The 23,803-nt window shown below is 72.9% G+C and carries 20 protein-coding genes and 1 pseudogene; 9 read left to right on the top strand and 12 right to left on the bottom strand.

What is annotated here, in order from left to right; translation table 11 throughout:
• Window positions 1-96: 96 nt before the first annotated feature.
• On the bottom strand, window positions 97-1,422 hold the full coding sequence (locus tag KUM40_RS03095; protein WP_217162529.1) for an ABC transporter substrate-binding protein: 1,326 nt from the start codon (window positions 1,420-1,422) through the stop codon (window positions 97-99).
• A gap of 494 nt (window positions 1,423-1,916) precedes the next feature.
• On the opposite strand from KUM40_RS03095, the gene KUM40_RS03090 reads away from it, so the two are divergent.
• Entirely contained in the window at window positions 1,917-2,960 is a 1,044-nt protein-coding gene (locus KUM40_RS03090) for a LacI family DNA-binding transcriptional regulator (RefSeq protein ID WP_217162527.1), read from the top strand.
• Between the two features lie 103 nt (window positions 2,961-3,063).
• Window positions 3,064-4,491 (top strand): GH1 family beta-glucosidase, encoded by a 1,428-nt coding sequence (locus KUM40_RS03085; RefSeq protein ID WP_217162525.1) that lies wholly within the window; start codon window positions 3,064-3,066, stop codon window positions 4,489-4,491.
• A 162-nt stretch (window positions 4,492-4,653) separates the two neighbouring features.
• On the opposite strand, the gene KUM40_RS03080 is transcribed toward KUM40_RS03085, so the two are convergent.
• The 3 genes from KUM40_RS03080 to KUM40_RS03070 all read right to left on the bottom strand — a co-directional run bounded on the left by KUM40_RS03080 (window position 4,654) and on the right by KUM40_RS03070 (window position 8,422).
• Window positions 4,654-6,129, bottom strand: coding sequence for a cellulose binding domain-containing protein (locus KUM40_RS03080; RefSeq protein ID WP_217162524.1), 1,476 nt, complete (start codon window positions 6,127-6,129; stop codon window positions 4,654-4,656).
• Window positions 6,130-6,266: 137 nt separating this feature from the next.
• On the bottom strand, window positions 6,267-7,736 hold the full coding sequence (locus tag KUM40_RS03075; RefSeq protein WP_217162522.1) for a HAMP domain-containing sensor histidine kinase: 1,470 nt from the start codon (window positions 7,734-7,736) through the stop codon (window positions 6,267-6,269).
• Window positions 7,733-8,422, bottom strand: a complete 690-nt coding sequence (locus tag KUM40_RS03070; protein WP_217162520.1) for a response regulator transcription factor — start codon at window positions 8,420-8,422, stop codon at window positions 7,733-7,735. Before KUM40_RS03070 ends, KUM40_RS03075 begins: the two co-directional genes overlap by 4 nt.
• Before the next feature lie 143 nt (window positions 8,423-8,565).
• On the opposite strand from KUM40_RS03070, the gene KUM40_RS03065 reads away from it, so the two are divergent.
• The gene (locus KUM40_RS03065; protein ID WP_217162518.1) at window positions 8,566-9,150 is read left to right on the top strand and encodes a hypothetical protein; all 585 of its coding nucleotides are present in this window, start codon (window positions 8,566-8,568) and stop codon (window positions 9,148-9,150) included.
• A gap of 89 nt (window positions 9,151-9,239) precedes the next feature.
• Here KUM40_RS03065 and KUM40_RS03060 read toward each other — a convergent pair whose 3' ends face one another.
• Complete coding sequence (locus KUM40_RS03060; protein WP_217162516.1) at window positions 9,240-10,109, bottom strand: spermidine synthase; 870 nt, start codon at window positions 10,107-10,109, stop codon at window positions 9,240-9,242.
• Window positions 10,110-10,180: 71 nt separating this feature from the next.
• Window positions 10,181-10,564 carry a hypothetical protein gene (locus tag KUM40_RS03055; protein WP_217162513.1) on the bottom strand — a complete coding sequence of 128 codons (384 nt, stop codon included), beginning with the start codon at window positions 10,562-10,564 and terminating at the stop codon, window positions 10,181-10,183.
• A 318-nt stretch (window positions 10,565-10,882) separates the two neighbouring features.
• Between KUM40_RS03055 and KUM40_RS03050 the strand changes: the two genes are divergently transcribed.
• Window positions 10,883-12,343 carry a hypothetical protein gene (locus KUM40_RS03050; protein ID WP_217162511.1) on the top strand — a complete coding sequence of 487 codons (1,461 nt, stop codon included), beginning with the start codon at window positions 10,883-10,885 and terminating at the stop codon, window positions 12,341-12,343.
• 16 nt (window positions 12,344-12,359) lie between these two features.
• On the opposite strand, the gene KUM40_RS03045 is transcribed toward KUM40_RS03050, so the two are convergent.
• Window positions 12,360-12,956: a histidine phosphatase family protein gene (locus KUM40_RS03045; protein WP_217162509.1), complete on the bottom strand. Its 597-nt coding sequence runs from the start codon at window positions 12,954-12,956 to the stop codon at window positions 12,360-12,362.
• Between the two features lie 205 nt (window positions 12,957-13,161).
• On the opposite strand from KUM40_RS03045, the gene KUM40_RS03040 reads away from it, so the two are divergent.
• The 5 genes and pseudogenes from KUM40_RS03040 (at window position 13,162) to KUM40_RS03020 (ending at window position 19,234) form a co-directional block, all read left to right on the top strand.
• Window positions 13,162-14,139, top strand: coding sequence for a phosphatase PAP2 family protein (locus KUM40_RS03040; RefSeq protein WP_217162507.1), 978 nt, complete (start codon window positions 13,162-13,164; stop codon window positions 14,137-14,139).
• Between the two features lies 1 nt (window position 14,140).
• A pseudogene (locus KUM40_RS03035) lies at window positions 14,141-15,208 on the top strand (hypothetical protein); the annotation flags it as partial.
• 404 nt (window positions 15,209-15,612) lie between these two features.
• The gene (locus KUM40_RS03030) at window positions 15,613-17,256 is read left to right on the top strand and encodes a hypothetical protein (RefSeq protein WP_217162505.1); all 1,644 of its coding nucleotides are present in this window, start codon (window positions 15,613-15,615) and stop codon (window positions 17,254-17,256) included.
• Window positions 17,253-18,614: an AAA domain-containing protein gene (locus KUM40_RS03025; protein WP_217162504.1), complete on the top strand. Its 1,362-nt coding sequence runs from the start codon at window positions 17,253-17,255 to the stop codon at window positions 18,612-18,614. Before KUM40_RS03030 ends, KUM40_RS03025 begins: the two co-directional genes overlap by 4 nt.
• A gap of 68 nt (window positions 18,615-18,682) precedes the next feature.
• Entirely contained in the window at window positions 18,683-19,234 is a 552-nt protein-coding gene (locus KUM40_RS03020) for a MarR family winged helix-turn-helix transcriptional regulator (protein ID WP_217162497.1), read from the top strand.
• Here the strand turns inward: KUM40_RS03020 and KUM40_RS03015 are convergent.
• From KUM40_RS03015 to KUM40_RS02995, 5 genes are all read right to left on the bottom strand, one after another.
• A complete protein-coding gene (locus KUM40_RS03015; RefSeq protein WP_217162495.1) occupies window positions 19,213-20,256 on the bottom strand; it encodes an aromatic ring-hydroxylating dioxygenase subunit alpha in 1,044 nt (347 codons plus the stop codon). The two genes, KUM40_RS03020 and KUM40_RS03015, sit on opposite strands and share 22 nt — an antisense overlap.
• A 1-nt stretch (window position 20,257) precedes the next feature.
• On the bottom strand, window positions 20,258-20,494 hold the full coding sequence (locus KUM40_RS03010) for a recombinase-like helix-turn-helix domain-containing protein (RefSeq protein ID WP_217162494.1): 237 nt from the start codon (window positions 20,492-20,494) through the stop codon (window positions 20,258-20,260).
• Window positions 20,495-20,512: 18 nt separating this feature from the next.
• Window positions 20,513-21,499, bottom strand: a complete 987-nt coding sequence (locus KUM40_RS03005; RefSeq protein ID WP_217162492.1) for a PDR/VanB family oxidoreductase — start codon at window positions 21,497-21,499, stop codon at window positions 20,513-20,515.
• Between the two features lie 14 nt (window positions 21,500-21,513).
• Window positions 21,514-23,145, bottom strand: coding sequence for a thiamine pyrophosphate-binding protein (locus KUM40_RS03000; RefSeq protein ID WP_217162490.1), 1,632 nt, complete (start codon window positions 23,143-23,145; stop codon window positions 21,514-21,516).
• A 9-nt stretch (window positions 23,146-23,154) separates the two neighbouring features.
• A partial coding sequence (locus KUM40_RS02995) for an SDR family oxidoreductase (protein WP_217162488.1) occupies window positions 23,155-23,803 on the bottom strand: 649 nt, incomplete at its 5' end.

The raw sequence follows: 23,803 nt of genomic DNA, 5'->3' as shown, positions 1-23,803 counted from the left end.
GCACCCGCGCCCGCGGGCGCCGGCCGTCGTACGGTCACGGTCGCGGTTCCGGCGGGCGTGCGGTGCGGGCGGCCGAAGCCGCCCGCACCGTCGGGGTCAGCCGATGGCCTTGTCGATCGTCTCGGTGGCGGCGTCCCAGGCCTTGTCCGGGTCGGTGCCGCGCTGCTCCATGTTGTTGATCTGCGTGGAGATCGCGTCCTTGATCTGGCCGTCCTTCGGGCCGAGCACGGCCACCGGGATGCTCTTGGCCTCCTCGGCGTAGAGCGTGCCGACCGGCGCGTTGTTGAAGTACGGGAGCTTCCCGTTCTTCACCTCGGGGAGCTCGTACGCACCCTGGTTGGACGGGAAGATGCCGACGGCCTTGAAGACGGCGGCCTGCTGCTCGGGCGCGGTCAGCCACTTGGCCAGCGCGGTGGCCTCCTTGACGTGCTCGCCGCTCTTGGGCACGGTCAGGAAGGAACCGCCCCAGTTGGCCGCCACCTCACCGGGTGCGCTGGCGATGTCCCACTTGCCCTTGAACTCGTCGCCGGAGTAGTTCTCGATCTGGAGGGCCATCCAGGCGGGGCAGACGACGGTGGCCACGCTGCCCGAACGCAGTGCCGCCTTCCACGGGTCCTGGAACTGCGGCACGCCCTGGCTCAGCTTCTTGTCCGCGGCTTCGGCGGCCAGGTCCCAGGCCTTCTGAACCGCGGGGTTCTCCTTGTAGATCGGGTTGCCGTCGGCGTCGTAGTACTGCTTCTCGGAGGAGCTGACGGCGCCGTTGAACAGCGCGCTCGCGGAGTCCATGAAGAAGGTGCCCTCGGGGGCCTTCTCCTTGTACTTCTCGCCGAGCTTGATGTAGTCCTCCCAGCCGCCGTCGACCGCCTTGCCGACCTCTTCGCGCTCGGTCGGCAGACCCGCCTTCTCGAAGAGGTCCCTGCGGTAGCACAGCGACATCGGACCGATGTCGGTGCCGGCGCCGATGACCTTCCCGTCCTTGGTGGTGGCCTGCTTGGCCTTCCAGTCGAGCCACTGACTGACGTCGATCGAGTCCTTCAGGTCGACGAACTTGTCCGCCTGGGTGTCGACGATCTCCTTGATGCGGGCGACCTCGACTCCGACGACGTCCCCGAGGCCACTGCCCGAGTTCAGTTGCTGAAGGAGCTTCGGGTAGTAGTCCTGCTCGTTGGCGCTCGTCTCCTCCTTCACCTCGATGTTCGGGTGAAGCTCCTGGTACTTCTCGAACAGCTTGGCTTCCTTGTAGCCGAACTGCCCGTAGTCGGACACCTTGAGGGTGATCTTCCCGTCGGAGCCCGAGGCGTCCGAGTCGCCGTCGCTGTCGCTGCTGCAGCCGGTGAGCAGCAGAGCCGAGGCCGTGAGGACCGACGTGGTCAGGGCCGCTGCTCTGCGGCCACGACCGCCGCCGGTACGGGTGATGCGCATTCCACTACTCCTTGTTCCAGGGGGGAACGGGGACCTCAGGAATCAGACCGCCGGGATCGGCGGTCCGGACCTGCCCTCTCGGTTCGAGCAGCGGCCAACCCAGGGCAACGCGACGTGCGATGCGAAGATGCTGGTCAACGGTGTGCCATGCGAGGTGGAGGGAAGGGCCGATGGTGCTGTCGTCCGCACGGGAGAGAGTCCCGATGCTCCGTGGGACCGCTCCCACGCGGCTTGCCCCGAAGACTCGTTGGTGCCGGTCCCCGGTGTCAAGAGTTGAAAACGGCGTTGTTGCCCAAGCGTGTTCTGTGCGTCACATGAATGTGTCGCGTCACGGCACGTAACGCATCGGACACCAGCCGGACTTGGCCCGGATTCCCGCAGGTCACCGGGGGTTGACCGGCGAACCGGGGCGCCGAGGGGGTGCGCCTGGGCCGGTGCCGGGCTTTCTGGGCCAGAATGAAGCACGTCCCCCCACCCACGCCGGAAGGTAAACGATGAGCCCTGCCGACCAACCGTCCACGACCGCGGTCGTCCGGCGCCCGACCCTGAACGCCGTGGCCGCGCTCGCCGGTGTGGGCCGCGGCACGGTCTCCCGGGTCATCAACGGTTCGCCCAAGGTGAGCGACCGTTCCCGCGCGGCCGTGGAGCAGGCGATCGCCGAACTCGGCTACGTCCCCAACCCCGCCGCCCGCTCCCTGGTCACCCAGCGCACCGAGTCCGTGGCGCTGGTCGTCCCGGACGCCCAGACCCGGCTGTTCTCCGAGCCGTACTTCTCGGGGATCATCCGGGGCGTGTCGGCCGGACTGGCCAGCGCCGGAATGCAGTTGCTGCTGGTCCTGGTGCGCGACGACAAGGAGTACGACCGGCTCGCCGGCTATCTGTCCGCGCAGCGGGTGGACGGGGTACTGGTGGTCGCGGTCCACCGCGACGACACGCTGCCCGACCGGCTGGACGCACTCGCGGTGCCGACGGTGCTGGCCGGCCGGCGCGGTGACCGGGAGCCGCTGGGGCACGTCCGCGCGGACAACCTCGGCGGCGCCAGGAGCGCGGTCCGGCATCTGCTGACGATCGGCCGCCGGACCGTCGGCACCATCACCGGGCCGCTGGACATGGACGTCGCCCAGGACCGTCTCGACGGCTACCGCGAGGCGCTCCGGGACGCCGGGGTCACCGTCGAAGAGGAGCTGGTCGAGGACGGCGACTTCACCGAGGAGGGCGGGCGGGCGGCCATGCGGGAGCTGCTGCGCCGGCGCCCCGGCCTGGACGCCGTCTTCGCCGCTTCGGACGTGATGGCCTCCGGTGCGATGCTGGAACTGCGCGCCGCGGGCCGACGGGTGCCCGAGGACGTGGCCGTCGTCGGCTTCGACAACTCGATCGTGGCCCGGCACACCGATCCGCCGCTCACCAGCGTCCGCCAGCCGCTCGAGGAGATGGGCCGCACCATGGCCCACCTCCTCCTCGACGAGATCGCGGACCGGGGCAGCGGACACCGGGCGGTGGTCCTGCCGACGGAACTCGTGGTGCGCGGGTCGGCCTGAATGCGACCGAGTCACCACGGCGCCGACGCAGCCGCACACCCGCCTTCCTGATGGGAGCGCTCCCATGCATAATGGGACACCCCAACCCCGTGGGAGCGATTCCATGCCATCATCGAGCCCGGTCTCCTTTCCTCCTGCCTTCCTCTGGGGCGCCGCGACCTCGGCGTACCAGATCGAGGGCGCGGTGCGGGAGGACGGCCGTACCCCCTCGATCTGGGACACCTTCAGCCACACGCCCGGGAAGACGGCCGGCGGGGACACCGGTGACATCACCGTCGACCACTATCACCGCTACCGCGACGACGTGGCGCTGATGAAGGACCTGGGGCTCGGCGCCTACCGCTTCTCCATCTCCTGGCCCCGGGTGCAGCCGACCGGGCGCGGCCCCGCCGTCCAGCGCGGCCTGGACTTCTACCGACGCCTGGTCGACGAGCTGCTGGCCGCCGGGATCAGGCCCGCCGCCACGCTCTACCACTGGGACCTGCCGCAGGAGCTGGAGGACGCGGGCGGCTGGCCCGAGCGGGACACGGCGTACCGGTTCGCCGAGTACGCGCAGATCGTCGGCGAGGCGCTCGGCGACCGGGTGGAGCAGTGGATCACGCTGAACGAGCCGTGGTGCGCCGCCTTCCTCGGCTACGCCTCCGGTGTGCACGCCCCCGGCCGCACCGACCCGACGGCCTCGCTGCGCGCCGCGCACCATCTGAACCTGGCGCACGGCCTGGGCACGGTGGCGCTGCGTTCGGTGATGCCGGTCCGCAACTCGGTGGCGATCAGCCTCAACACCTCCGTCGTCCGGCCGCTGTCGAAGAGCCCCGCGGACCTGGCGGCGGCGCGGAAGATCGACGACCTGTCCGGCGGGATCTTCCACGGCCCGATCCTGCACGGCGCCTACCCGCAGTCCCTCCTGGAGGCGACCGCGTCGGTCAGCGACTGGTCGCACGTCCAGGACGGCGACCTGGAGCAGATCCGCCAACCGATCGACGCGATCTGCCTCAACTACTACACGCCCACCGTGGTGTCGGCCGCCGACGCCGACTCGCGGGCCCCGCGCGCCGACGGCCACGGTTCGAGCGACCACTCGCCGTGGCCCGCCGCGGACGACGTGGCGTTCCACCAGCCGCCGGGCGAGCGCACCGAGATGGGCTGGAGCGTCGACCCGACCGGCCTGCACGAGCTGATCATGCGCTACGACCGGGAGTCTCCCGGCATGCCGCTGTACGTCAGCGAGAACGGTGCCGCCTACGACGACAAGCCCGGCGCCGACGGCACGGTGCACGACCCCGAGCGGGTCGCCTACCTGAACGGCCACCTCTCGGCGGTCCGGCAGGCCATCGCCGACGGCGCCGACGTCCGCGGCTACTACCTGTGGTCCCTGCTGGACAACTTCGAGTGGGCGTACGGCTACGAGAAGCGCTTCGGCGCGGTGTACGTCGACTACGTCTCCCAGCAGCGCACCCCGAAGTCGAGTGCCCTGTGGTACGGCCGGGCGGCCCGCACGGGGACGCTGCCGCCGGTGGACTCGGCCGGGTAACCGCCTGCCGGGTAACCGCCTGCCGAACCCCCTTCAGGAAAGCGGCGACGACGGGGCATGGGCGCGGGCGCGGGGCATGGGCGCGGGGCATGGGCGCGGGGCGCGGCATCCGACAGGGTGCCGCGCCCCGCTCGTGGGGCCGGTGTGGGGGGAAGCCCGGCCCTACTTGTAGGCGGCGAACGCCTTGGAGAAGGCGTTCGCCGCCTGGTCGATGGAGCTGCACGTGGCGTCGGCCGAGGGCTTGGGGCCGCCGGCGCAGGCCTTGTCGCGGGTCGCGGACCACATGGACAGTCCGCCCAGGCCCTTGGACTCGGCGAACTCCACCAGTTGGGTGGCGTCGTCGACCTTGAAGACCTCGGAGGCGACGTCGTTCACACCGATCATCGGGGTGACGGAGACCGTCTTCCACGCCTCGCTGTCGGAGAGGCCCAGTACGCCCTTGACCTGGGCCTGGGTGGCGGTGGCGGCCTGCTCGGCGTAGGTGCCCATGTCGCCGCTGTACGCCGGTCCGTAGTCCATCGCCATGATGTTGACGGTGTTGATCTCCACGCCGTTCTTCTCGGCGTCGGCGAGGAGGTCGACGCCCGCCTGGGTCAGGCCCTCGGGCATGACGGGGAGGGTGAAGGAGACGTCCAGGCCGGGGTGCTCCTTCTGGAGCGCGGCGATGGCCTGGGCACGGCGGGTGTTGGCGGCCGTGTCGGGCAGCGCGCCGCCCTCGACGTCGAAGTCGACCTTGGTGAGCTGGTAGGCGTCGACGACCTTGCCGTACGCCGCCGCCAGCGCGTCCGCCGACGTGCAGGTCGTGCCCAGTTCGGAGCCGGAGGCGCCGCCGAAGGAGACGCGGACGTCGCCGCCCGCGTCGCGCAGGGCGCCTATCTGGTTCGCGACGGCGTCGCTGCCGAGGTCGGTGACGCCGCCCCACTTGGGGGTGCAGCCGCCGCCGTCGGTGACGAAGGCGAGGGTGTAGTTCTTCACGCCGGTCGCCTCGGCGCTCGCGAGCAGGTCGAAGGCCGGGTAGAGGGAGGTGTCGACGTACGGCGCGAAGCCGGCGCCGGCGGCGGTGCCGTTGCCGGGGGTCTGGGTGGGCGCCGGGGTGGTGGCGGTGTCGGTCGGGGTCGGCTCGGCGGTGTCGGTGTCGGTGGCCGTGGGGGCCGGTGTGGACGTCGGGGCCGGGGGGTCGGTGGGGCGGCCGCTGGGCTCGGGGGTGGCTCCGTCGTCCGCCGAGCACGTGGCGTCGTCGACGAGGCAGCCGGTCGGGTCGGCGGTGCCGTTGACGACGAAGCCGACGGTGACGGACTCGCCGGCCTTCAGCCCGTCCGTGTCCCACTTCGGCGGGGTCACGGTGACGTGGTGTCCGTCGGCCTTCGACTCGGCGTTCCACAGCGAGCCGAGCTTCGCGCCGGAGGGCAGGTCGAACTCCAGCGTCCAGTCCGTCTTCGCCTGCCCGCTGTTGTTGGTGACGACGTACTGGGCGGTGTAACCCGTCGACCACTCGCTGGTCCTGGTGTACGCGGCGCCGACCCCGGCGGCCTGGGCGGTGCTGGTGAACAGCAGCGCGCCCCCGCCGGCCACGGCTGCCGCGACGACGGCGCCGATCGCCTTGTTCCTGCCACTGACCTTGCGTCGGTGCGTGCGCATCACGTGCCTGCCTTCGCTGTTCACGGTGCCCTCGCGGGAGACCTGCGGGGGCGGGGTGGGGGTGAGGCAGCACGCTAGCGAGCCGGAAACGGGCAAAGAGCCTGATCCGGGCGGGGGTTGACGATCTTAGGGTGCGCTTAAGGAAGGGATCGGGGCCGATTAAAGGTCGAGCCGGTCCGGGGGTGTCTGCGGCGGCGCACGGCCCCCCGGTGCCCGCGCTGCCGTACCGGCGCCGTCCGTCCGTCGAGCTGGATCCAGATCCGCACCTCGGTGCCGCCCAGCACGGACGAGCCGATGCGTACGTCGCCGCCGGTGGACTCCGCCAGCCGGCGCACGATGTCCAGGCCGAGCCCGGTCGACCCGTCGGTGCCCGAACCCCGGCCGCGGGCCATCGCCGCCCCGGGGTCGGGTATGCCGGGGCCGGCGTCCGACACGAGCACGATCACCGCGTCCTCGCCGTTGTGCAGGTCGACCGCGAAGGCGGTGCCCTCGTCGGTGTGCCGGAAGACGTTGCCGAGCAGGGCGTCCAGGGAGGCGGCCAGGTCGGTGCGGGCCACGGGTATGCGCACCGGGCGGTCGGCGCCGGCCACCCGCCACTTGCGGCCCTCGTCCTCGGCGAGCGCGGACCAGAACCCCATCCGCTCCCGGACCACCTCGGCCGCGTCGCACCCGGCGCCGGGACCTGCGGCGGCCGTCTGCGGCTTGGCGTCCCGGGCGGTGCGGATGATCGTGTCGACCTCGCGCTCCAACTGCTCGACGGCGGACCGGGTCTGCTCGGCGGCGAGGCCGTCGCCGAGCGAGGCCGCGTTGAGGCGCAGCACGGTCAGCGGGGTGCGCAGGCGGTGGGACAGGTCGGCGGCCAGTTCGCGCTCGTTGGCGAGGAGCTGGACGACCTGGTCGGCCATGGAGTTGAACGCGACCGCCGCGCGCCGCAGTTCGTCCGGCCCCTCCACGGGCACCCGCGCGCCCAGCTTGCCCTCCCCCAGCTCGTGCGCGCCCTCGACCAGGCGCCGCGCGGGCTGCACCATGCGTACGCCCAGCCGGTCGGCGACCGCGACCGAGCCGACGATCAGCGCGACGCCGACCGCGGCGAGCACCGCCCAGGCCGTGCCGACGCCGTTGGTCACCTCGGACTCGGGGACGTACACCTCGACGACGGCGATCTCGCCGGAGCTGAGCGCGACCGGCTGGAGCAGGGTGGAGCCGCCGCCCACCTCGGTGGTGGAGGCCCGTCCCATCTCCCGTACGGCGGCGATGTCCTCGTCGGTGGCGCGCTGCCGGCCGATGTCGGCGGCGCCACCGGCCTCGCTTGCGGACCCGGTTCCGGCGTCGCTTCCGGCACCGGTCCCGGCTGCGGTCTCGGTCCCGGACGCCGGTATGTGGACGGCCATTCCGGCGTCCGAGCCGGCGGAGGCGACGACGCGTTCCAACTGCTCGCGGTCGGTGGTGATGGACAGGGCCGGGGCGACGGCGGCGGCCTCCCGCTCGGCGTTGGAGAAGGCACGGTCGCGGGCCATCTCCCGGATGACGAGTCCAAGCGGCACGGCGAAGGCGACCACGACCATCGCGGTGACCGCCAGCGACACCTTGACCAGGGCCCACCTCATCGTGGCGGCTCCAGCTTCACTCCGACGCCGCGCAGGGTGTGGAGATAGCGCGGCCGGGCCGCGGTCTCGCCGAGCTTGCGCCGCAGCCAGGACAGGTGGACGTCGATGGTCTGGTCGTCGCCGTAGGACTGCTGCCAGACCTCGGCGAGCAGTTCCTTGCGGGGGACGACGACGCCGGGCCGGCCTGCCAGGAAGGCGAGCAGGTCGAACTCGCGGCGGGTCAGGTCGAGGGCCGCGCCGTCCAGTTCGGCCTGGCGGCGCAGCGGGTCGACGGTGAGGCCGCCGACCCTGATGACACTCGACGGCGCCGCCTCCGCGGGGCCGCCGCGGGCGCGGCGCAGTACGGCCGCCATCCGGGCCGACAGGTGCTCGACGGAGAACGGCTTGGTCAGATAGTCGTCCGCGCCCGCGTTCAACAGCCGTACGACCTCCGCCTCGTCGTCCCGGGCGGTCGCGACGATCACCGGTACGTCGGTGATGCCGCGCAGCATCTTCAGCGCCTCGGAGCCGTCCAGGTCGGGCAGTCCGAGGTCGAGGATCACCACGTCGAAACGGAAATGGGCGACCTCGCGCAGCGCCTCCAGGGCCGTACCCACGCTGCGCACGGTGTGCGAGGCGTCGGTCAGTTGCCGGATGAGCGCCGAGCGTACGAACTGGTCGTCCTCGACCACGAGCACACTTGCCATGGGCGGCACCGTACGCCATGCGGACCGACCCGGTCCGGGCCTGTGGACAACTCCGCGTCCTGGCCTGTGGACAACTCCGCGCGGACCTCCGTCACACCGCGTTCGGGCGACACGCGTGGGACGGGTGAGGCAGTATGGCCGCGATGCGCAGAGGACTTGTCCACGTAATCGCCTGGCTGCTCGCCACCGGCGCGGCGGTCACGCTGTCGTGGTGGGGTGTCCACACGGTGATGGCGGGCACGGCCTACGACGCCCCCCGCGCGCTGCCCATCACGGCGGCCGACGCGAGTGTGCGGGACGGGCAGGGCGGCGACGGGGAGTCCCTGGCGTCGTCCACCAGCCGGCCGTCGCCGTCGTCGGCACCGTCCGGGTCGTCTCCGTCGTCCGGGTCGGGCAGTCCGTCGCCGGCGCCGAGCGGGAGTTCCGGCAAGCCCGACCCCGCCCCGGCGCGGACCGAGCCGTCCACCGCTCCCGAGGGCGCGACGAGCCCCTCCCCCGCCACGTCCGGCCGGGTCAGGAGTTACGACACCGACGGGGGCCGCGCGGTCTTCGACCTCGGTACGTCGTCCGCGTCTCTGGTGTCGGCGACGCCGGGCACGGGCTGGTCGATGCAGGTGTGGAAGACGGAGTCGTGGATCCGGGTGGAGTTCACGTCGGGCGCGGACCGGGTGTCGGTGTTCTGCACCTGGCACGACGGGCCGCCGCGGGTGGAGATCGGCGCCTACTGATCTCTGCCTACTGATCGCCATCCACCGACTGGCATCTACCGACCGGCCTCTACCGACCGGCACCTACTGGGCCGCCTTCGGCCGCCGGGTCACCGGAAAACGGAGGCCGGCGGGGCGGGTGAGTCCACGGCGGCCGCGTCCGTCACGGGTACGGCGCCGCCGGTGAAGTCGGCCAGCGCGCGGCCGTGTTCGACGCGCGCCGGGTGCGGGTCACAGGCGGCGCGGCGGGTGAGTTCGGCGACGGGCAGCGGCTGGTCGCAGGCGACGAGGATCGCGTTGCCGAAGCGTTTGCCGCGCAGTACGGCCGGGTCGGCGACGAGGGCGAGTTCCGCGAAGCGGCCGGCGGCGGTGGCGACCTGGCCGCGCAGATGGGCGAGCGGCGGACCGTCGGCGAGGTTGGCGACGTAGACCCCGCCGGGCGCGAGCGCGCGCCGTACCTCGTCGAGGAACTCGGTGGAGGTCAGGTGGGCCGGGGTGCGGGCCCCGCCGAACACATCCGCGACGACCAGCCGTGCCCACCCGTCGGGCACCTTGGCCAGTCCGGCGCGGGCGTCGGTGGAACGCACCCGGATCCGCGCGCCGGGGTCCAGGGGAAGCTCCCGGCGGACCAACTGGACGAGGGCGGCGTCCCGCTCGACGACCTGCTGGGTGGAACGGGGGCGGGTGGCGGCGACGTAGCGGGCGAGGGTGAGGGCGCCACCACCGAGGTGCACGGCCTGGACGGGCCGGCCGGGCGGGGCGGCGAGGTCGATGACGTGCCCGATGCGGCGCTGGTACTCGAAGGAGAGGAACGCCGGGTCGTCGAGGTCGACGTGCGACTGCGGGGCGCCGTCGATCAGCAGCGTCCAGGCCCGGGGGCGGTCCCGGTCGGGGACCAGCTCGGCGCGCCCGCCGTCGACGTCCTCGACGACGGCTTCGGCGGCAGCGCGCCCGCGGCGGACGTTCCTGGACTTTCCCATCGGCCCATTATCGGACCATCCCTGGCTCGTGGCCGCAGCGGCTGGTCAGCGGCAGCCGTCCGCGGTCCTGGTCAGCGGCAACTGTCCGCGGCCCTGATCAGCCGGGCCGCCTCGCCCAGCGCGGCACGCAGTACCCCGGGGTCGGTCGCCAGGTCCGCCTCGCCGGGCGGCAGCAGCCAGTCCGAGCCCTCCACGGGCGGCTCGGGCTCCGGAACGATGCTCAGTCCGCGGCCGTCCGTCTCCGTACAGGTGCTGCCCGGCACGTCCCAGGCGGCGGCGGTGCCCGACGGCACCAGGAATCCCAGGGTGTCGCAGCCGTCGTCGTGGAGCACGGAACCCACCCCCTCACCGGCTCCCCGTCTGAGGATGTCGACCGCCTCCAGACCCTGCCGGGTCGGCACGGTGACGACGTCACAGGCGTCGCAGGGGGGATCGCTGATCCGGCTGGTATCCATCCCGGCCTCCACCACCACGGAACTCCTCCTTGGACGAGCGGGTCGGAAGTCGGGGGCCTCCCGGTCCACACGGTTCAACGCGTCGGACCGTCAACGGCTACGGCACAAGTTGGCCGCAAAGGATGGCACTTCATGGCAGATCACGGATGAGATATCCGGTTTGTAGCCAAACAGTGCGTGGCGGCTCCGTCACAGCCGGTACGTTCTTGCTCGCCGGAAACAGGGATGCCACGCGATGACCGACAGGCTGACGGATAAATCACCGCAACTCACCTCTCTTCCGGCATGGTTCGACGGTTCGCACGAGAGGACCCGGCCATGGCGTCGTCAATGGTGACCTCCGCCCAGCCCGAACGGCCCCCGCGGCCGAACACCGCCTTCCGGCGATTGCGCGGCAAGCGCTCGCCGGCCGAGTTCGCGGCGGCGGTCCGCCGGGCCGCGCGCGAGATCGGCGAGCGGGTCAGTTGTGACGCGCGCTACGTCGGGCGGGTCGAGGCGGGCGAGATCCGCTGCCCCAACTACGCCTACGAGCGGGTCTTCCTGCACATGTTCCCCGGCCGCACGCTCACCGACCTGGGGTTCGCGCCCCGTTCGTCGGTACGCGGGCGCCAGACTCGCGCCACGGGTGAGTCGCGAGGGGCGGTTGAGCCGTATGAGACGTATGACACGCGAGACATGCGTGACACGCAGGACACGCAAGGCACGCAGGACACGCAAGGCATGCAGGACCTGTACGAAACGCACGACGACAACAACGAGGAGAGCGACGTGCTGCGTCGCGCATTCATGACGAGCGGTGCCACGGTGGCCGCCGCCTCGCTGGGCCCCCTGGGGCTCGCCCTCGAAGCCGCGGCGGCCGGACGCCCCGCGCGCCGGTCAGGGGCGGGCGAGGCCGGCGCCCTCGAAGAAGCCGTCCGCCGGATCCGGCTGCTCGACGACCGGCACGGCGCGGACGGCCTCTACCGGCGCGCGGCGGCCCCGCTGCGCACCGCGTACGCGCTGCTGGACGCCGGCGCGTCCCGGCAGGCGACCGCGGACCGGCTCTACTCGGGCGCCGGTGAACTGGCGATCTCCGTGGGCTGGCTGGCGCACGACTCGGGGCGCTTCGACGACGCGCGCTCCCACTACGCCGAGGCACTCGCCACCGCCCGGATGAACGGCGACCCGGGCCTGGAGGCGCACGCCTTCTGCAACATGGCGTTCCTGGCCCGCGACGCCGGGCGTCCGCGCGAGGCGGTGCGGGCGGCCCAGGCCGCGCAGCGCGCCGCCCGCCCGCTGGGCTCGGCCCGGCTGATGTCCCTGCTCGCGCTGCGCGAGGCGGGCGGCTGGGCGGGACTCGCCGACCGCGTCGGCTGCGAGCAGGCACTGGTGCGCGCCCAGACCTTCTACGAGCGAGGCCCCTCGGCCGCCGACCCCGAGTGGATGAGCTTCTACGGCGAGGCCGAGCTGGAGGGCCTGGAAGCCCAGTGCTGGTCCACCCTGGGCGACTGGCCCCGGGCCGCCCGGCACGCGCGGCGCGCGGCCGAACTGCAGGACCCGCACTTCACCCGGAACCTCGCGCTGTACTCCGCGGAGCTGGCCGACGACCTCGCCCGCGGCGGCCGCCCCGACGAGGCGGCGGGCGCGGGCATGCGGGTCCTGGACCTGCTGGGCGAGGTCCAGTCCTCACGCATCCACACGATGCTCGCCACAACGGCCCGCGTACTCCTCCCCCACCGCCGGGCCTCAGGCGTCTGCACCTTCCTGGACCGCCACAGGGCGCTGCCGCGCCCGGCTTAGCGGCCCGGCACCGCCGTCAGCCGACGAGGTGCCCCAGATCGTTCCAGCTCTCCACCGCCGCCTCCCCGTAGGCCCACCCCAACACCGACAGCGACGTCGGATTCAGCCGTATCCGCGCCCCGAACGACACCGGCAGCCCCAGCCACCGTGCCCCGATCGACCGCAGAATGTGGCCGTGGGCGAAGACGAGCACGTCACGGTCGGCGTCCCGCGCCCACGCCACCACCTCGTCCGCGCGCGCGGTGACGTCCGCCGGGCTCTCCCCCTCGGGGACCCCGTCCCGCCAGACCAGCCAGCCGGGCCGGACGGCCTGGATCTGCTCCGGTGTCATGCCCTCGTACGCCCCGTAGTCCCACTCCATCAGCGTGTCCCACGCGCGGGCGCGCGTACCGAAGCCCGCGAGTTCGCACGTCTCACGCGCGCGCACCAGCGGACTGGTCCGCACCTCGACGCCGGGCAGCCCGTCCAGCGGCGCCCGGTGCAGCCGCTCGCCGAGCAGCTTGGCGCCGCGCCGGCCCTCCTCCAGGAGCGGCACGTCGGTCCTGCCGGTGTGTCTGCCGGACAGCGACCACTCCGTCTGTCCGTGCCTGGCCAGCAGGATGCGCGGTGCCATGAAGAGGCCTTTCCGGGATAAATGTCAGCGGGGACGCCTCCATCATCCCGTACGGTCCGCACGGGCAACCCGAGGGGCGTTCCCGGCGTCTATCCGGTCCGAGGGCGCCTCATGAAGGGGGCGCGGCGAGGCCGTAGAGTGGCTCGCCCGTGTCGGACCAGACGCGCGAGTGACGAGAAGGATGAGAAGGGGGAGGGCGATCGGATTGCCGCACACCGAGACACCGGGCACCGAGGCGGCCCCCCAAACTCGGCTGCGCTGGTGGACCGAGCTGCCGCTCATCGTCCTCGTGTACGCCTGCTACAGCGCCGGGCGCCTGCTCGTGCGCGGCGACGTATCCGACGCCGTCGACCACGGCCTGGCCCTGCTGGACATCGAGAAGGCGCTCTTCCTCAACGCGGAGCACCCGCTCAACCGCCTCTTCACCAACGAGCCCTGGATCGGCATACCGGCCGACTTCTGGTACGCCTCGCTGCACTATGTGGTCACCCCGGCGATCCTGATCTGGATCTTCCGCTCCCGGGCGGTGCGCTACCGGGCCGCGCGCACCTGGCTGATGACGTCCACGTTCATCGGCCTCATCGGCTTCACCCTCATGCCGACCTGCCCGCCCCGGCTGCTGGACGCGAGTCACGGGTTCGTCGACACGATGGCCCAGTACAGCTCGTACGGCTGGTGGGGCGGCGCGGCGAGTGCGCCGCGCGGTATGGGCGGCATGACCAACCAGTACGCGGCCATGCCGAGCCTGCATGTGGGCTGGGCGCTGTGGTGCGGGGTGATGCTGTGGCGCCACGGCGGCACACGCCTGACGAAGGTGGTCGCCGTCGTCTACCCGCTGGGGACCACGCTCGTGGTGATGGGCACCGCGAACCACTACTTCCTGGACGCGGTCGCGGGCGCGGCCGTGATGGGCGTGGGGCTGCTGTTGACGCCGTTCGTGCTGCGGACCGCGGAACGGGCGCGGACCCTGCTCGCGGCCCGTTTCGCACCGGGCAAGACCCCCTCGACGTCCGCTTCGACGTCTGGCTCCGACAGTGCGGGTTCCACGATTGTCAGTGGTGGATGCCAGAATTCCGCGGGTGAGCGATTCCCACGGCAGCGCGAGCAGCGGTTCGGACCAGGAGCCGAGCCGGACCCCGCCCCCTCGGACGCGGGGGACGAGACTCCGGCACCGGCTCGCTGAGCTGCGCGGTCCCGACGTGGCGGCCAAGGCGCTGGACGCGCGCGCCCTGGCCGCCCTCGCCGCCAACCCGGGGTGCCGTCGGCGGGCCATTCTCGACGGTGCCGGGGTGGACAAGGCCTCGCTGGCCGGTGCGCTGGGCTCGCCGTCGGTCTTCGGACAGTCCCAGTTCGCCTTCACGCGGGGCAACGCCTTCGAGGCGAGGGTCAAGGCGGACGGTGGCGCCGAGCTGCTGCGGCTCGTGCACGAGAAGCTGGACCGGGGCGCCGAGCCGCCCGCCGGCGCTCAGGTGCCCGACCTGTCCGCGACCGGCCCCGAGGGGCGCGCGGCACGGACGTCGCTGGCCCTGCGCGAGGCCACCGGCTCGCCCGGCACGTGGACGCTGCTCGACCATCCGATGCTCGCCCTCGATGTCGCCGGTTCCCCCGCCTTCCTGGAGCCGGACGCCGTGGTGGTGCATCCGGACGGTGGCTGGACGGTCGTCGAGATCAAGTCCTTCCCCATGCTGGACGGCTCCGCCGACCCGGCGAAGGTCGGCGCCGCCGCACGCCAGGCCGCGGTGTACGTGCTGGCCCTGGAGCGGGTCGCCGCCCGCCTCGACCCCGCCCCGCGCGTACGCCACCGGGTCCTGCTCGTCTGCCCCAAGGACTTCTCCAACCTGCCCACCGCGTCCGCCGTCGACGTGCGCAAGCAGCGCGCCGTCACCGAACGCCAGCTCGCCCGCCTCACCCGCATCGAGGAGATCGCCGACGCACTGCCCGAGGGCGTCTGCTTCTCCCCCGAGCTGCCCGCCGAGGAGCTGACGGCGGCGGTCGAGGCGGTCCCGGCGACGTACGCGCCCGAGTGCCTCTCCGCCTGCGAGCTGGCCTTCCACTGCCGCGCCCGGTCCCGCGAGGACGGCGCGGTGACCAGCCTGGGCCGCCCGGTGCGGGCCGAGCTGGGCGGTCTTGCGACGGTCGAGGACGTGCTGGCCGCGGCCCACGGGGAGGCCGGCGACCCGAACGACCCGGCGGTCGCAGCGCTACGCAGGGCGGCCCGACTGCGCACGGAGGCACTGACGACAGCGAGTTCCCGGACCGGCAGGACGACCAACACCGGTACCGGCACGGCGACAGACGCCGGGCTCAGCACGGCAACCGACGCCGGGGTCAGCGCGGCAACCGCCGCCGAACCCGGCGAGACGACCACCGACGCCGGGATCAGCCGGGCGACCCCCACCCGAGCCAACCGGACCACCAACGCCGGTACCGGCGAGACGACCGACACCAGGACCAGCACGGCAACCGCCGCCGAACCCGGCGAGACAAGCGCCGACGCCGGAGCCAGCCGGCCGACCCGCACCGAAGCCAGCCGGGCCACCGACACCTCGACCGGCGGGGCGACCGACGTCTGGGGCGGCGCGGCGACCGCTGGCGGACCCGGCGGGACGATCGGTGCCGGGCGCAGTGGGTCGGTCGGGGGCAGTGGGGTGTCCGGGTGTCGCTGATCACTACGCTCGCCCGGCTGGAGGCCGTGCACACCGGGCGTGCCCAGCCCGCCGCCACCGTCCGGCACCGGCACCTGTCCGACCGTCCGCTGGTCTTCGTACCGCTGATCACCGCCGGTGAGGCGGGCGCCCCGCTCGGCGCGCTGGTCGGCACCGACCGGGACGCGCCGCGGCTGCTGGTCGTGCCGCAGCCGCGCGACCGCGACCTGCGCTTCGCGTTCCTGGCCGAGCTGGCCGGCATCGTGCTGCCGCACGTCGAGGCGTGCGCGGCCGACGTCGAGTCCGCCGAGCGCACCGAGACCGACCCGGAGACGGGCAAGCGGGTCAAGGTCGAGGTCGACCTGTGCGCCGACGCCGCGCAACTGATCGTGCCGAGCCGCGCCGGCATCGACTTCGTACGGCTGCTGGGCCGGTCCATGCGCTTTCGGCGTACGGCGGAGCAGGACCCGGAGACTCCGCACCCCGCGCCGCCGCACGTGCCGCTGCTCGGCCGGTGGCTGACCCACTACGGCGAGCGGGCCCGCGTGCCCGGCTCCGCCCTCCTCCTGGCCATGACCGACCTGCTGGGCCGGCACTGGGCGACCGGACAGTCCACTCTGGAGGACCAGCATCTGGGCGCGCTGCTCGCGTGGATCGCCCCGCCGGAATCCTTCCCGACCGGCGCCGAGGCCGCCCGCCACGCGGAACTGGCCCGGGACGCGGACGGCCACTTGCTCTGCCCGCCCGCGGGCCCGGCCACCGACCCGGCCTTCGACAACAAGCTGCTCGCCCCCGCCATCGAGCGCTACGACCGGGCCCGCACCGCGCTCGCCGCGGCCGAGGACGGCCTGGAGGCCGACGAACGGCTCGGCGCGCTCACGGCCGCCGAGCACGAGATCCGCACCCTGGTCGAGAGCCGTACGCGGCCCACCTGGGACACGGTGTGGCGGGGCCTGGACCTGCTGCGCGCCCTGCCCGCCGGCGCGCACGCCGAGGACCGCTGGACCCGCGACCGCTGGGCGTTCACCTCCCACCGCGACCGCATCCTGGCCGGCGAGCCCCCGCAGCCGCGCCGCGACGACGCGGTGACGGCGGCGAACAAGCTGGCCACGCGCGAGCGCGAGCAGGCCCGTCTCGAGGCCCAGGAGGCGCTGGACGATCCGCTGGTGATGGCCGGGCGGCGGCTGTCCGGGGAGGCGTTCACGGGTGAGGTCATCGACGTGGTGATGGCGTACAGCGAGAGCAAGCGGCCCAGTCCGCGCCCGCTGGTCACGGTCCGCACGGACGACCGCCCGCACCTGGGCGAGCGGGTGAAGGTCTACCGGTCGCTGGGCGGCAAGCCGCAGGCGGCCGAGTACGTCGGACCGGCGGGCTCCGCCGACCCCGAGGACCCCGACGCCGATGCCGAGTACGCCGACGAGGGGACGGTGGTCCTGCGGATCGTGGACAAGATGGGCCGCGGCAAGGAGCCCGAGCCGGGGTCGGTGCCCGAGAAGGGCGACCTGGTCTGCTTCACCCTCTTCGAGCACGAGCAGCGGGGCGGCGCGAAGCTCCCCGACCCGGAGCAGACCCCGTGGACGCACGGCGGCCCGCCCGGTGAGACGGCCGCCGTGCCGGAGGCCGCAGACGCCCAGACCGACGAGGACGTGCTGTGACCGCCGAGGCACTCTCCCCACTCGCCCCCGCTGCCTTCGACCCGGGTGCGGAGGCCGCCCGCGCCACCGCGGCGATCCTGAACGACACCCTGCACGGCACGGAGCGCGGTGTCGTCGTCGACTCCCCGCCCGGCGCCGGAAAGTCCACGCTCGTGGTGCGTGCGGCCCTGGAGCTGGCCGAGGCGGGCCGCCCCCTGATGGTGGTCGCGCAGACCAACGCCCAGGTCGACGACCTGGTCCTGCGTCTCGCCGAGAAGAACCCGGACCTCCCCGTGGGCCGCCTGCACAGCAGCGACGCCGACCCGTACGACAAGGCCCTCGACGCGCTCACGAACGTACGCAAGTCGGCGAAGGCCGCCGACCTCGCCGGGCAGGCCGTCGTCCTGTCGACGGCCGCGAAGTGGGCGCACGTCAAGGTGGACGAGCAGTGGCGGCACGCGATCGTCGACGAGGCGTACCAGATGCGCTCCGACTCACTCCTGGCCGTCGCCGGGCTCTTCGAACGCGCGCTGTTCGTGGGCGACCCGGGTCAGCTCGACCCGTTCGCGACGGTGGGCAGCGAGCAGTGGGCGGGCCTGGCCTACGACCCGTCGTCCTCGGCCGTGACGACGCTCCTCGCCCACAACCCGGGCCTCCCCCAGCACCGCCTCCCGGTCTCCTGGCGCCTGCCGGCGTCGGCGGCCCGCCTGGTCTCGGACGCCTTCTACCCGTACACGCCGTTCCGCAGCGGCACGGACCACGGCGACCGGAGCCTGGCCTTCACGGTGCCGTCGGACGGCTCGGGCCCCGACCTGGTGATCGACGAGGCCGCCGCCTCGGGCTGGGGCCTGCTGGAACTGCCCGCGCGGCACACCCCGCGCACCGACCCGGAGGCGGTGCGGGCGGTGGCGGCGGTGGTCCGGCGCCTGCTCGACCGGGAGGGCCGGGCCACGTCCGAGCGCTCCCCGGAGCCCGCCCCGCTGACCGCCGCCCGCATCGCCGTCGGCACCGCGCACCGCGACCAGGCGGCGGCGGTCCGTTCGGCGCTGGCCGACCTCGGTGTGAGAGACGTGACCGTGGACACGGCGAACCGGCTCCAGGGCCGCGAGTACGACGTCACGGTCGTCCTGCACCCGCTCTCCGGCCGCCCCGACGCCACCGCCTTCCACCTGGAGACCGGCCGCCTGTGCGTCCTGGCCTCCCGGCAACGGCACGCGTGCATCGTGGTCTGCCGCGAGGGCGTGAGCGACCTGCTGGACGACTACCCGTCCACGGAGCCGGTCCAGCTCGGAACGCTGGTGAAGTTCCCGGACGGCTGGGAGGCGAACCACGCGGTGCTGGCTCATCTCGCGGAGCACCGGGTGGCGTGGAGTTCCTGACGAAGGCACCGCGGCATTTCCCTTAGGGCTAAGATTTCTCCATCTGATGTACGCCGCGAGGGGAAGACATGGCGCAGGGCAGGGCGGCGAAGCGGCCGGACGCGGTGGCGGGGATCGTCGGGGACTGGGCACGTGAGCGGCCCGAGCTGGACACCTCTCCGCTGGAGGTGCTGGCCCGGCTGCACCGGTCGTATCTGCAGTACCAGTCGCGGATGACCTCGCGGCTCGACGAGCACGGGCTGTCCGTCGCCGGGTTCGACGTGCTCACCGCGCTGCGCCGGGCGGGGTCCCCGTACCGGCTGACGGCCGGGCAGTTGGCGGCCTCCGGGCTGGTGTCGTCGGCGGGAGTGACGCTGCGTCTCGACCGGCTGGAGAAGGACGGCCTGCTCGTGCGCGAACGCGACGCCGAGGACCGGCGCGTGGTGTACTCGCGGCTCACCGGGGCGGGCCTGGCGAAGGTGGACGAGGTGTTCAGCGAGCACCTGGAGAACGAACGCCGGATGCTCGGCGGGCTCTCACCCGCCGAGCATCGTCAACTGGGCCGTCTGCTGGCGAAGTTGGAGCGTTCGATCGTGGAATCCGACGACGCCGCCCCGGCTCAGCGCCCCGAGACGGACTGAGCGGAGGCGGACTGAGCCGTCGACTGCCGTTCGGCCTGCGTCCGGTACAGCCGGCGCAGCCGGACCACGCCCAGGTCGTGCTGGTAGAGGTTCTCGCGCTGGTCGGCGTCCGCGGGCATGCTCTCCAGGATGACGCGGTCCTGCTCCAGTACCTCCCAGTGGCGGGCCTCGATGAGGGTCTTGTAGAGGAACCGCCAGGTGTCGCGCTGCCAGTCGGCCACCTTGCGGTAGCGCCAGAAGAAGACGCCGGTGCGCCCCGCGTCCACCGGGCAGGCCATGCCGACGATGCCGAAGGGGCCCCCGGGGCCCGCCGACGGCGGGTAGGGGATGGACAGGTCCACCCAGTCGACACCGGTGTGGCACAGCTCGACCCAGTCGAAGTTGACGCCCCGCTGGTCGGTCTTTTCGAAGAAGTAGCCGCGTGCGGTCTCCCTGATGCGGAACTTGGCGGTGGTGTCGCCGGCGAACATGGTGTGCGACTCGGAGTGCAGGAACGCGCCGTGCATCGGGTCGAGCAGGTTCTCCATGGCGAACCGCCACGGCACGTCCCACTCCGCGTAGCAGAGGAACGCGGAGATCTCGTCGTCGGCCAGCGGCTCGGGGAGGGTGAGTTCCACCGGCTCGGGGTGTTCCTCGTCGCCGAAGTAGGCGAGGACCGCGCCGCCGACCTCGCGGACGGGCAGCGAGGTGACGAGGGTCTTGCCCTCCAGGTTGCAGCCGGGCAGACCGGGCACCGAGGTGACCGTGCCGGTGGTGTCGACCTCGACGCCGTGGTACCAGCAGGCGACGCGGTCGCCCAGGTGCTTGCCGAGCGACAGGGGCGCGCCGCGGTGGGGGCAGCGGTCGGCGAGCATGGACAGGGTGCCGTCGGACTTGCGGAAGAGCAGCCAGCTCTCGCCGAGGGCGGTCACCTTGCGCATGCCACCGCGCTCGACGAAGTGGGACGGCACGACGGGGTGCCACTGGTTGCGCAGACCGTGGGCGTAGACGTGGTCGGCGGTGTCGTGGGTCGAGAGTGTCATGTCAGGCTCCCAGGCGGTTCATCTCGGCGCGGAAGGACTCCTCGGTCCAGGGTTCTCCCGTGGGCGTGTGCACCTGGCGGGAGTTGAGGCCGTCGATCACGTCGCTCAGTTCGTGACCGTCCTTGGTGAAGATGTCCTCGAGCGTGCGCGCGAGTTTCAGCTCGTACGGGGTGGGCTCGTGGTCACGGGTCTGGTGGGGGTCCAGGAAGGGCCAGGTCTCGGGCACGGTGTTCTCCATCAGGGCATGAGGGGGATGTCAGAGGTTCAGGACAAGGCGGTCCGAGGCGCAGCGCGAGACGCAGACCATCATCGTCTCGCCGGTGGCACGCTCGGCGTCGCTGAGCAGGAAGTCGCGGTGTTCGGGGGTGCCGGCGAGGACGCGGGTCTCGCAGGAGCCGCAGATGCCGTCGCGGCAGGAGAAAGTGACGGCCAGTCCGGCGTTCTCGGCGGCCTCCAGGATGGAGGTGCCGGAGTCCACGCGCAGGGTGACGCCCGACGTGCGGCACTCGACGTCGAAGGCGCTGTCCTCGCCCTCCCTAGTGGCCACGGCCGGTGCGGCGAACCGCTCGGTGCGCAGGCGCCCCTCGGGTGCCGCCTCCTCGACGGCCTTGAGCAGCGGCTCGGGGCCGCAGCAGTACACCAGCCCGTCGGCCGGGAGGCCCGCGAGCGTGCCCGCCACGTCGATGTGCCCCTGCTCGTCCTGCGGTACGAGGGTGACCTCGCCGCCGCCGAGCGCCGCGAGTTCGCCGCCGAACGCCATCGAGGCGCGGGTCCTGCCGCCGTGGACCAGCCGGTACGGGATGCCGTCCCGTTGCGCGCGGCGGGCCATGGCCAGGATCGGGGTGATGCCGATGCCGCCGGCGACGAAGACGTAGGAGGCGGCGGGTTCGAGGGCGAAGTGGTTGCGCGGCCCGGCCACCCGCACAGTCTGGCCGGGCCGCAGCTTGGTGTGCACGTGGCGCGAACCGCCGCGCGAGGACGGCTCGTCGAGGATGCCGAGGCGGTAGACCCCGCTGTCCGCCGGGTCGCCGCACAGGCTGTACTGGCGGACGTGGCCGCCCACATGCAGGTCCAGGTGCGCGCCCGGCGTCCAGGCAGGGAGCGGCTTGCCGTCAGGGTGGACCAGCTCGACGGAGAGGACTCCGTCCGCCTCCCAGGTCGTGCGGTGGACGAGGAGGTCCAGTTCCTGCTCTTCGGCGGCTTCGGCGGCTTCGGTGGCTTCGGTGGCTTCGGTGGTGCTCATGTCGGCGGGCCTCCTTACCGGGTGGGGATCTTGACGGGCGGGGTGAAGGGGTTCTTCATCTGGCCGAGCGCGTCGAGGTCGACCTCGACGAGGGTCGGCCCGTCGGAGGCGACGGCCGCGTCGATCACCTTCGCGGCCTCGCTCGCGTCGCCGATCCGCGCGTACGGGAGTGCGCAGGCGGCGGCGAGCTGGGCGAAGTCGGGGGTGAACAGGTCCACGCCGGAGCGGCGTTCGGTGTAGGTGGCCTGCATGTTGCGCAGCACGCCGTACCCGCCGTCGTTGAAGACGATCAGGGTCAGGCGAGGCCGTTCCTGGGCGAGGGTGAGCAGTTCGCCCAGGTGGACGGCGAGGCCGCCGTCGCCCGCGATCACGACGGTGGGCTCGCCGGGGCGGGCGAGGGCCGCTCCGATGCCCATGGCGAGGCCCTGGCCGATGCCGCCGCCGCGCGGGAAGACGTTGGCGCGGGGGTCGTGGATGGGCAGCAGGCGGTTGCCCCAGGAGGAGGACGGGATGGTCACGTCCCGGGCGACGACGGCGCCGCGCGGCAGGGCGGCGGCGAGGGCGTCGCAGATCGCGGCCTGCGGACCGATGCCGTCGTGCAGGGCGGCCCGCACCTGCTCCCGTACGTGCCGGACCCGGTCCGTCCAGTCCGCGTCGGCCCGTACGGCGGCCTCGGTGAGCCTGGGCAGGACCGTTTCCGCGTCGCCGTGGAGGGAGTGCGGCGCGGGGTGCACCCGGCCGAGGGCGGCGGCGTCAACGTCGATCTGGATGTGCGCCTCGGGGAGGCGGAGCCCGTAGTCGGCGGTCTCGTTGGAGCGGAAGTGGGTGCCGACGGTGACAAGGACGTCCGCGTCGGCCAGGAGCGCGCGTCCGGCGGGCGTGGTGGCGAAGTTGCCGACGACCTGGTCGTGGTCCTCGGGCACCGAACCGCGCCCGGAGTTGGAGGTGAGCAGGCCGGCGCCGGTGGCCTCCAGCAGGGCGAGAAGCTGGTCGCGGGCGGTGTTCGCGCCGCCGCCTGCCCAGATCAGCGGGCGTCGCGCGGAGGCGAGCAGCTCGCGTGCCGCCGCCAGCCGGGACGGGTCCGGCACCGGGGCCTCAAGAGCGGAGCCGCACTCCCCGTCGTCCTCCTGGGCCGCGTACTGGAGGTCGATCGGCCACTCCACGCTGGCGGGACCGCCCGGCGCGGTGAGTGCGGCGGCGGACGCCTCGCGCAGGATGCGGCCCGCGTCCCGGGCGGAGGTGACGGTGGCGGCGTACTTCGACACCGCGGCGAGCATGCCGAGCTGGTCCTTCGTCTCGTGGATGAAGCCGCGCCCGCTGCCGAGATACGAGGACTCCACCTGCCCGGTGACGTGCAGCACCGACGTCCCCGAGGACAGCGCCTCGATCAGGGACCCGGCCGCGTTGCCCGCGCCGGTGCCGGTGGAGGTGAGGGCGCAGCCGATCGAGCCGCGGGCCCGGCCGTACGCGTCGGCGGCGTTGACGGCGCTCGCCTCGTGCCGCACCGGCACGAACCGCAGCTCCGGGTCGGCCTCGACGGCCTCCACCAGCGGCAGGTTGTGCACGGACACGATGCCGAACACGGTGTCGACGCCGAGGGACTTGAGATGGGCGGCCAGGAGTCCGCCACCGTGGTCGTAACGCATACGAACTCCTCAGAGGATGCCGCGGCCGACTCCGCCGCAGACGTCGATGCTGGTTCCGGTGATGTAGGAGGCGCGCGGCGAGAGCAGCGAGACGATCGCGTACGCGACCTCCTCGGCGCGGCCGAGGCGCCCCAGCGCGATGCCCCGGTCGGCGGCGAGCTCCGCCTGCCACTGCTCGTAGGTGAGGCCGCTGTCCGCCGCCGCGTGGCGCCGGGTCCACTGGCCGGTGTCGACCAGGCCGAGGCAGACGGAGTTGACGCGGATGCCCTCGGGGGCGAGTTCGCGGGCCAGGGAGGTGGAGAGGTTGAGGATGCCGGCGCGGGCGGCGCTGGTCGTGATGAGCCGGATCTCCGGCTGTTTGGCGAGGACCGCGTTGACGTTGACGATCGCGGCGGTGTCGGAGGCGCGGAGGTGGGCGCGGGCGGCGGCGAGGGGATGGAGGACGCCCGCGAACTTCAGCTCCAGCTCGTCGCGCCAGTCGTCCGCGGTCGTCTCGTCGAGAGCCTTCATACGGGACTGGCCCGCGTTGTTGACGAGCCCGTCGAGCCGCCCGCCGAGGTGCGCGGCGGCACGCTCGGTGAACTCCCGTACGGCGTCGGTGTCCCGGACGTCGCAGACGCCGGTGTACAGGCGATCGGTACCGGCGCCGAGACCTGCC

This window comes from Streptomyces sp. AC512_CC834, assembly GCF_019049325.1.
In the GTDB taxonomy this organism is placed as follows: domain Bacteria; phylum Actinomycetota; class Actinomycetes; order Streptomycetales; family Streptomycetaceae; genus Streptomyces.
Note: the sequence above shows the minus strand (reverse complement) of the source record. Positions and strands in the feature narration are given on the sequence as shown.

Coding starts and splice junctions, on each gene's coding strand:
- KUM40_RS03075 (WP_217162522.1), bottom strand. CDS start 7,736: ATGAGGTGGGCCCTGGTCAAGGTGTCGCTGGCGGTCACCGCGATGGTC.
- KUM40_RS03010 (WP_217162494.1), bottom strand. CDS start 20,494: ATGGAGAACACCGTGCCCGAGACCTGGCCCTTCCTGGACCCCCACCAG.
- KUM40_RS03095 (WP_217162529.1), bottom strand. CDS start 1,422: ATGCGCATCACCCGTACCGGCGGCGGTCGTGGCCGCAGAGCAGCGGCC.
- KUM40_RS03070 (WP_217162520.1), bottom strand. CDS start 8,422: ATGGCAAGTGTGCTCGTGGTCGAGGACGACCAGTTCGTACGCTCGGCG.
- KUM40_RS03000 (WP_217162490.1), bottom strand. CDS start 23,145: ATGCGTTACGACCACGGTGGCGGACTCCTGGCCGCCCATCTCAAGTCC.
- KUM40_RS03045 (WP_217162509.1), bottom strand. CDS start 12,956: ATGGCACCGCGCATCCTGCTGGCCAGGCACGGACAGACGGAGTGGTCG.
- KUM40_RS03080 (WP_217162524.1), bottom strand. CDS start 6,129: ATGCGCACGCACCGACGCAAGGTCAGTGGCAGGAACAAGGCGATCGGC.
- KUM40_RS03020 (WP_217162497.1), top strand. CDS start 18,683: ATGGCGCAGGGCAGGGCGGCGAAGCGGCCGGACGCGGTGGCGGGGATC.
- KUM40_RS03090 (WP_217162527.1), top strand. CDS start 1,917: ATGAGCCCTGCCGACCAACCGTCCACGACCGCGGTCGTCCGGCGCCCG.
- KUM40_RS03005 (WP_217162492.1), bottom strand. CDS start 21,499: ATGAGCACCACCGAAGCCACCGAAGCCACCGAAGCCGCCGAAGCCGCC.
- KUM40_RS03015 (WP_217162495.1), bottom strand. CDS start 20,256: ATGACACTCTCGACCCACGACACCGCCGACCACGTCTACGCCCACGGT.
- KUM40_RS03050 (WP_217162511.1), top strand. CDS start 10,883: ATGGCGTCGTCAATGGTGACCTCCGCCCAGCCCGAACGGCCCCCGCGG.
- KUM40_RS03060 (WP_217162516.1), bottom strand. CDS start 10,109: ATGGGAAAGTCCAGGAACGTCCGCCGCGGGCGCGCTGCCGCCGAAGCC.
- KUM40_RS03065 (WP_217162518.1), top strand. CDS start 8,566: ATGCGCAGAGGACTTGTCCACGTAATCGCCTGGCTGCTCGCCACCGGC.
- KUM40_RS03085 (WP_217162525.1), top strand. CDS start 3,064: ATGCCATCATCGAGCCCGGTCTCCTTTCCTCCTGCCTTCCTCTGGGGC.
- KUM40_RS03055 (WP_217162513.1), bottom strand. CDS start 10,564: ATGGATACCAGCCGGATCAGCGATCCCCCCTGCGACGCCTGTGACGTC.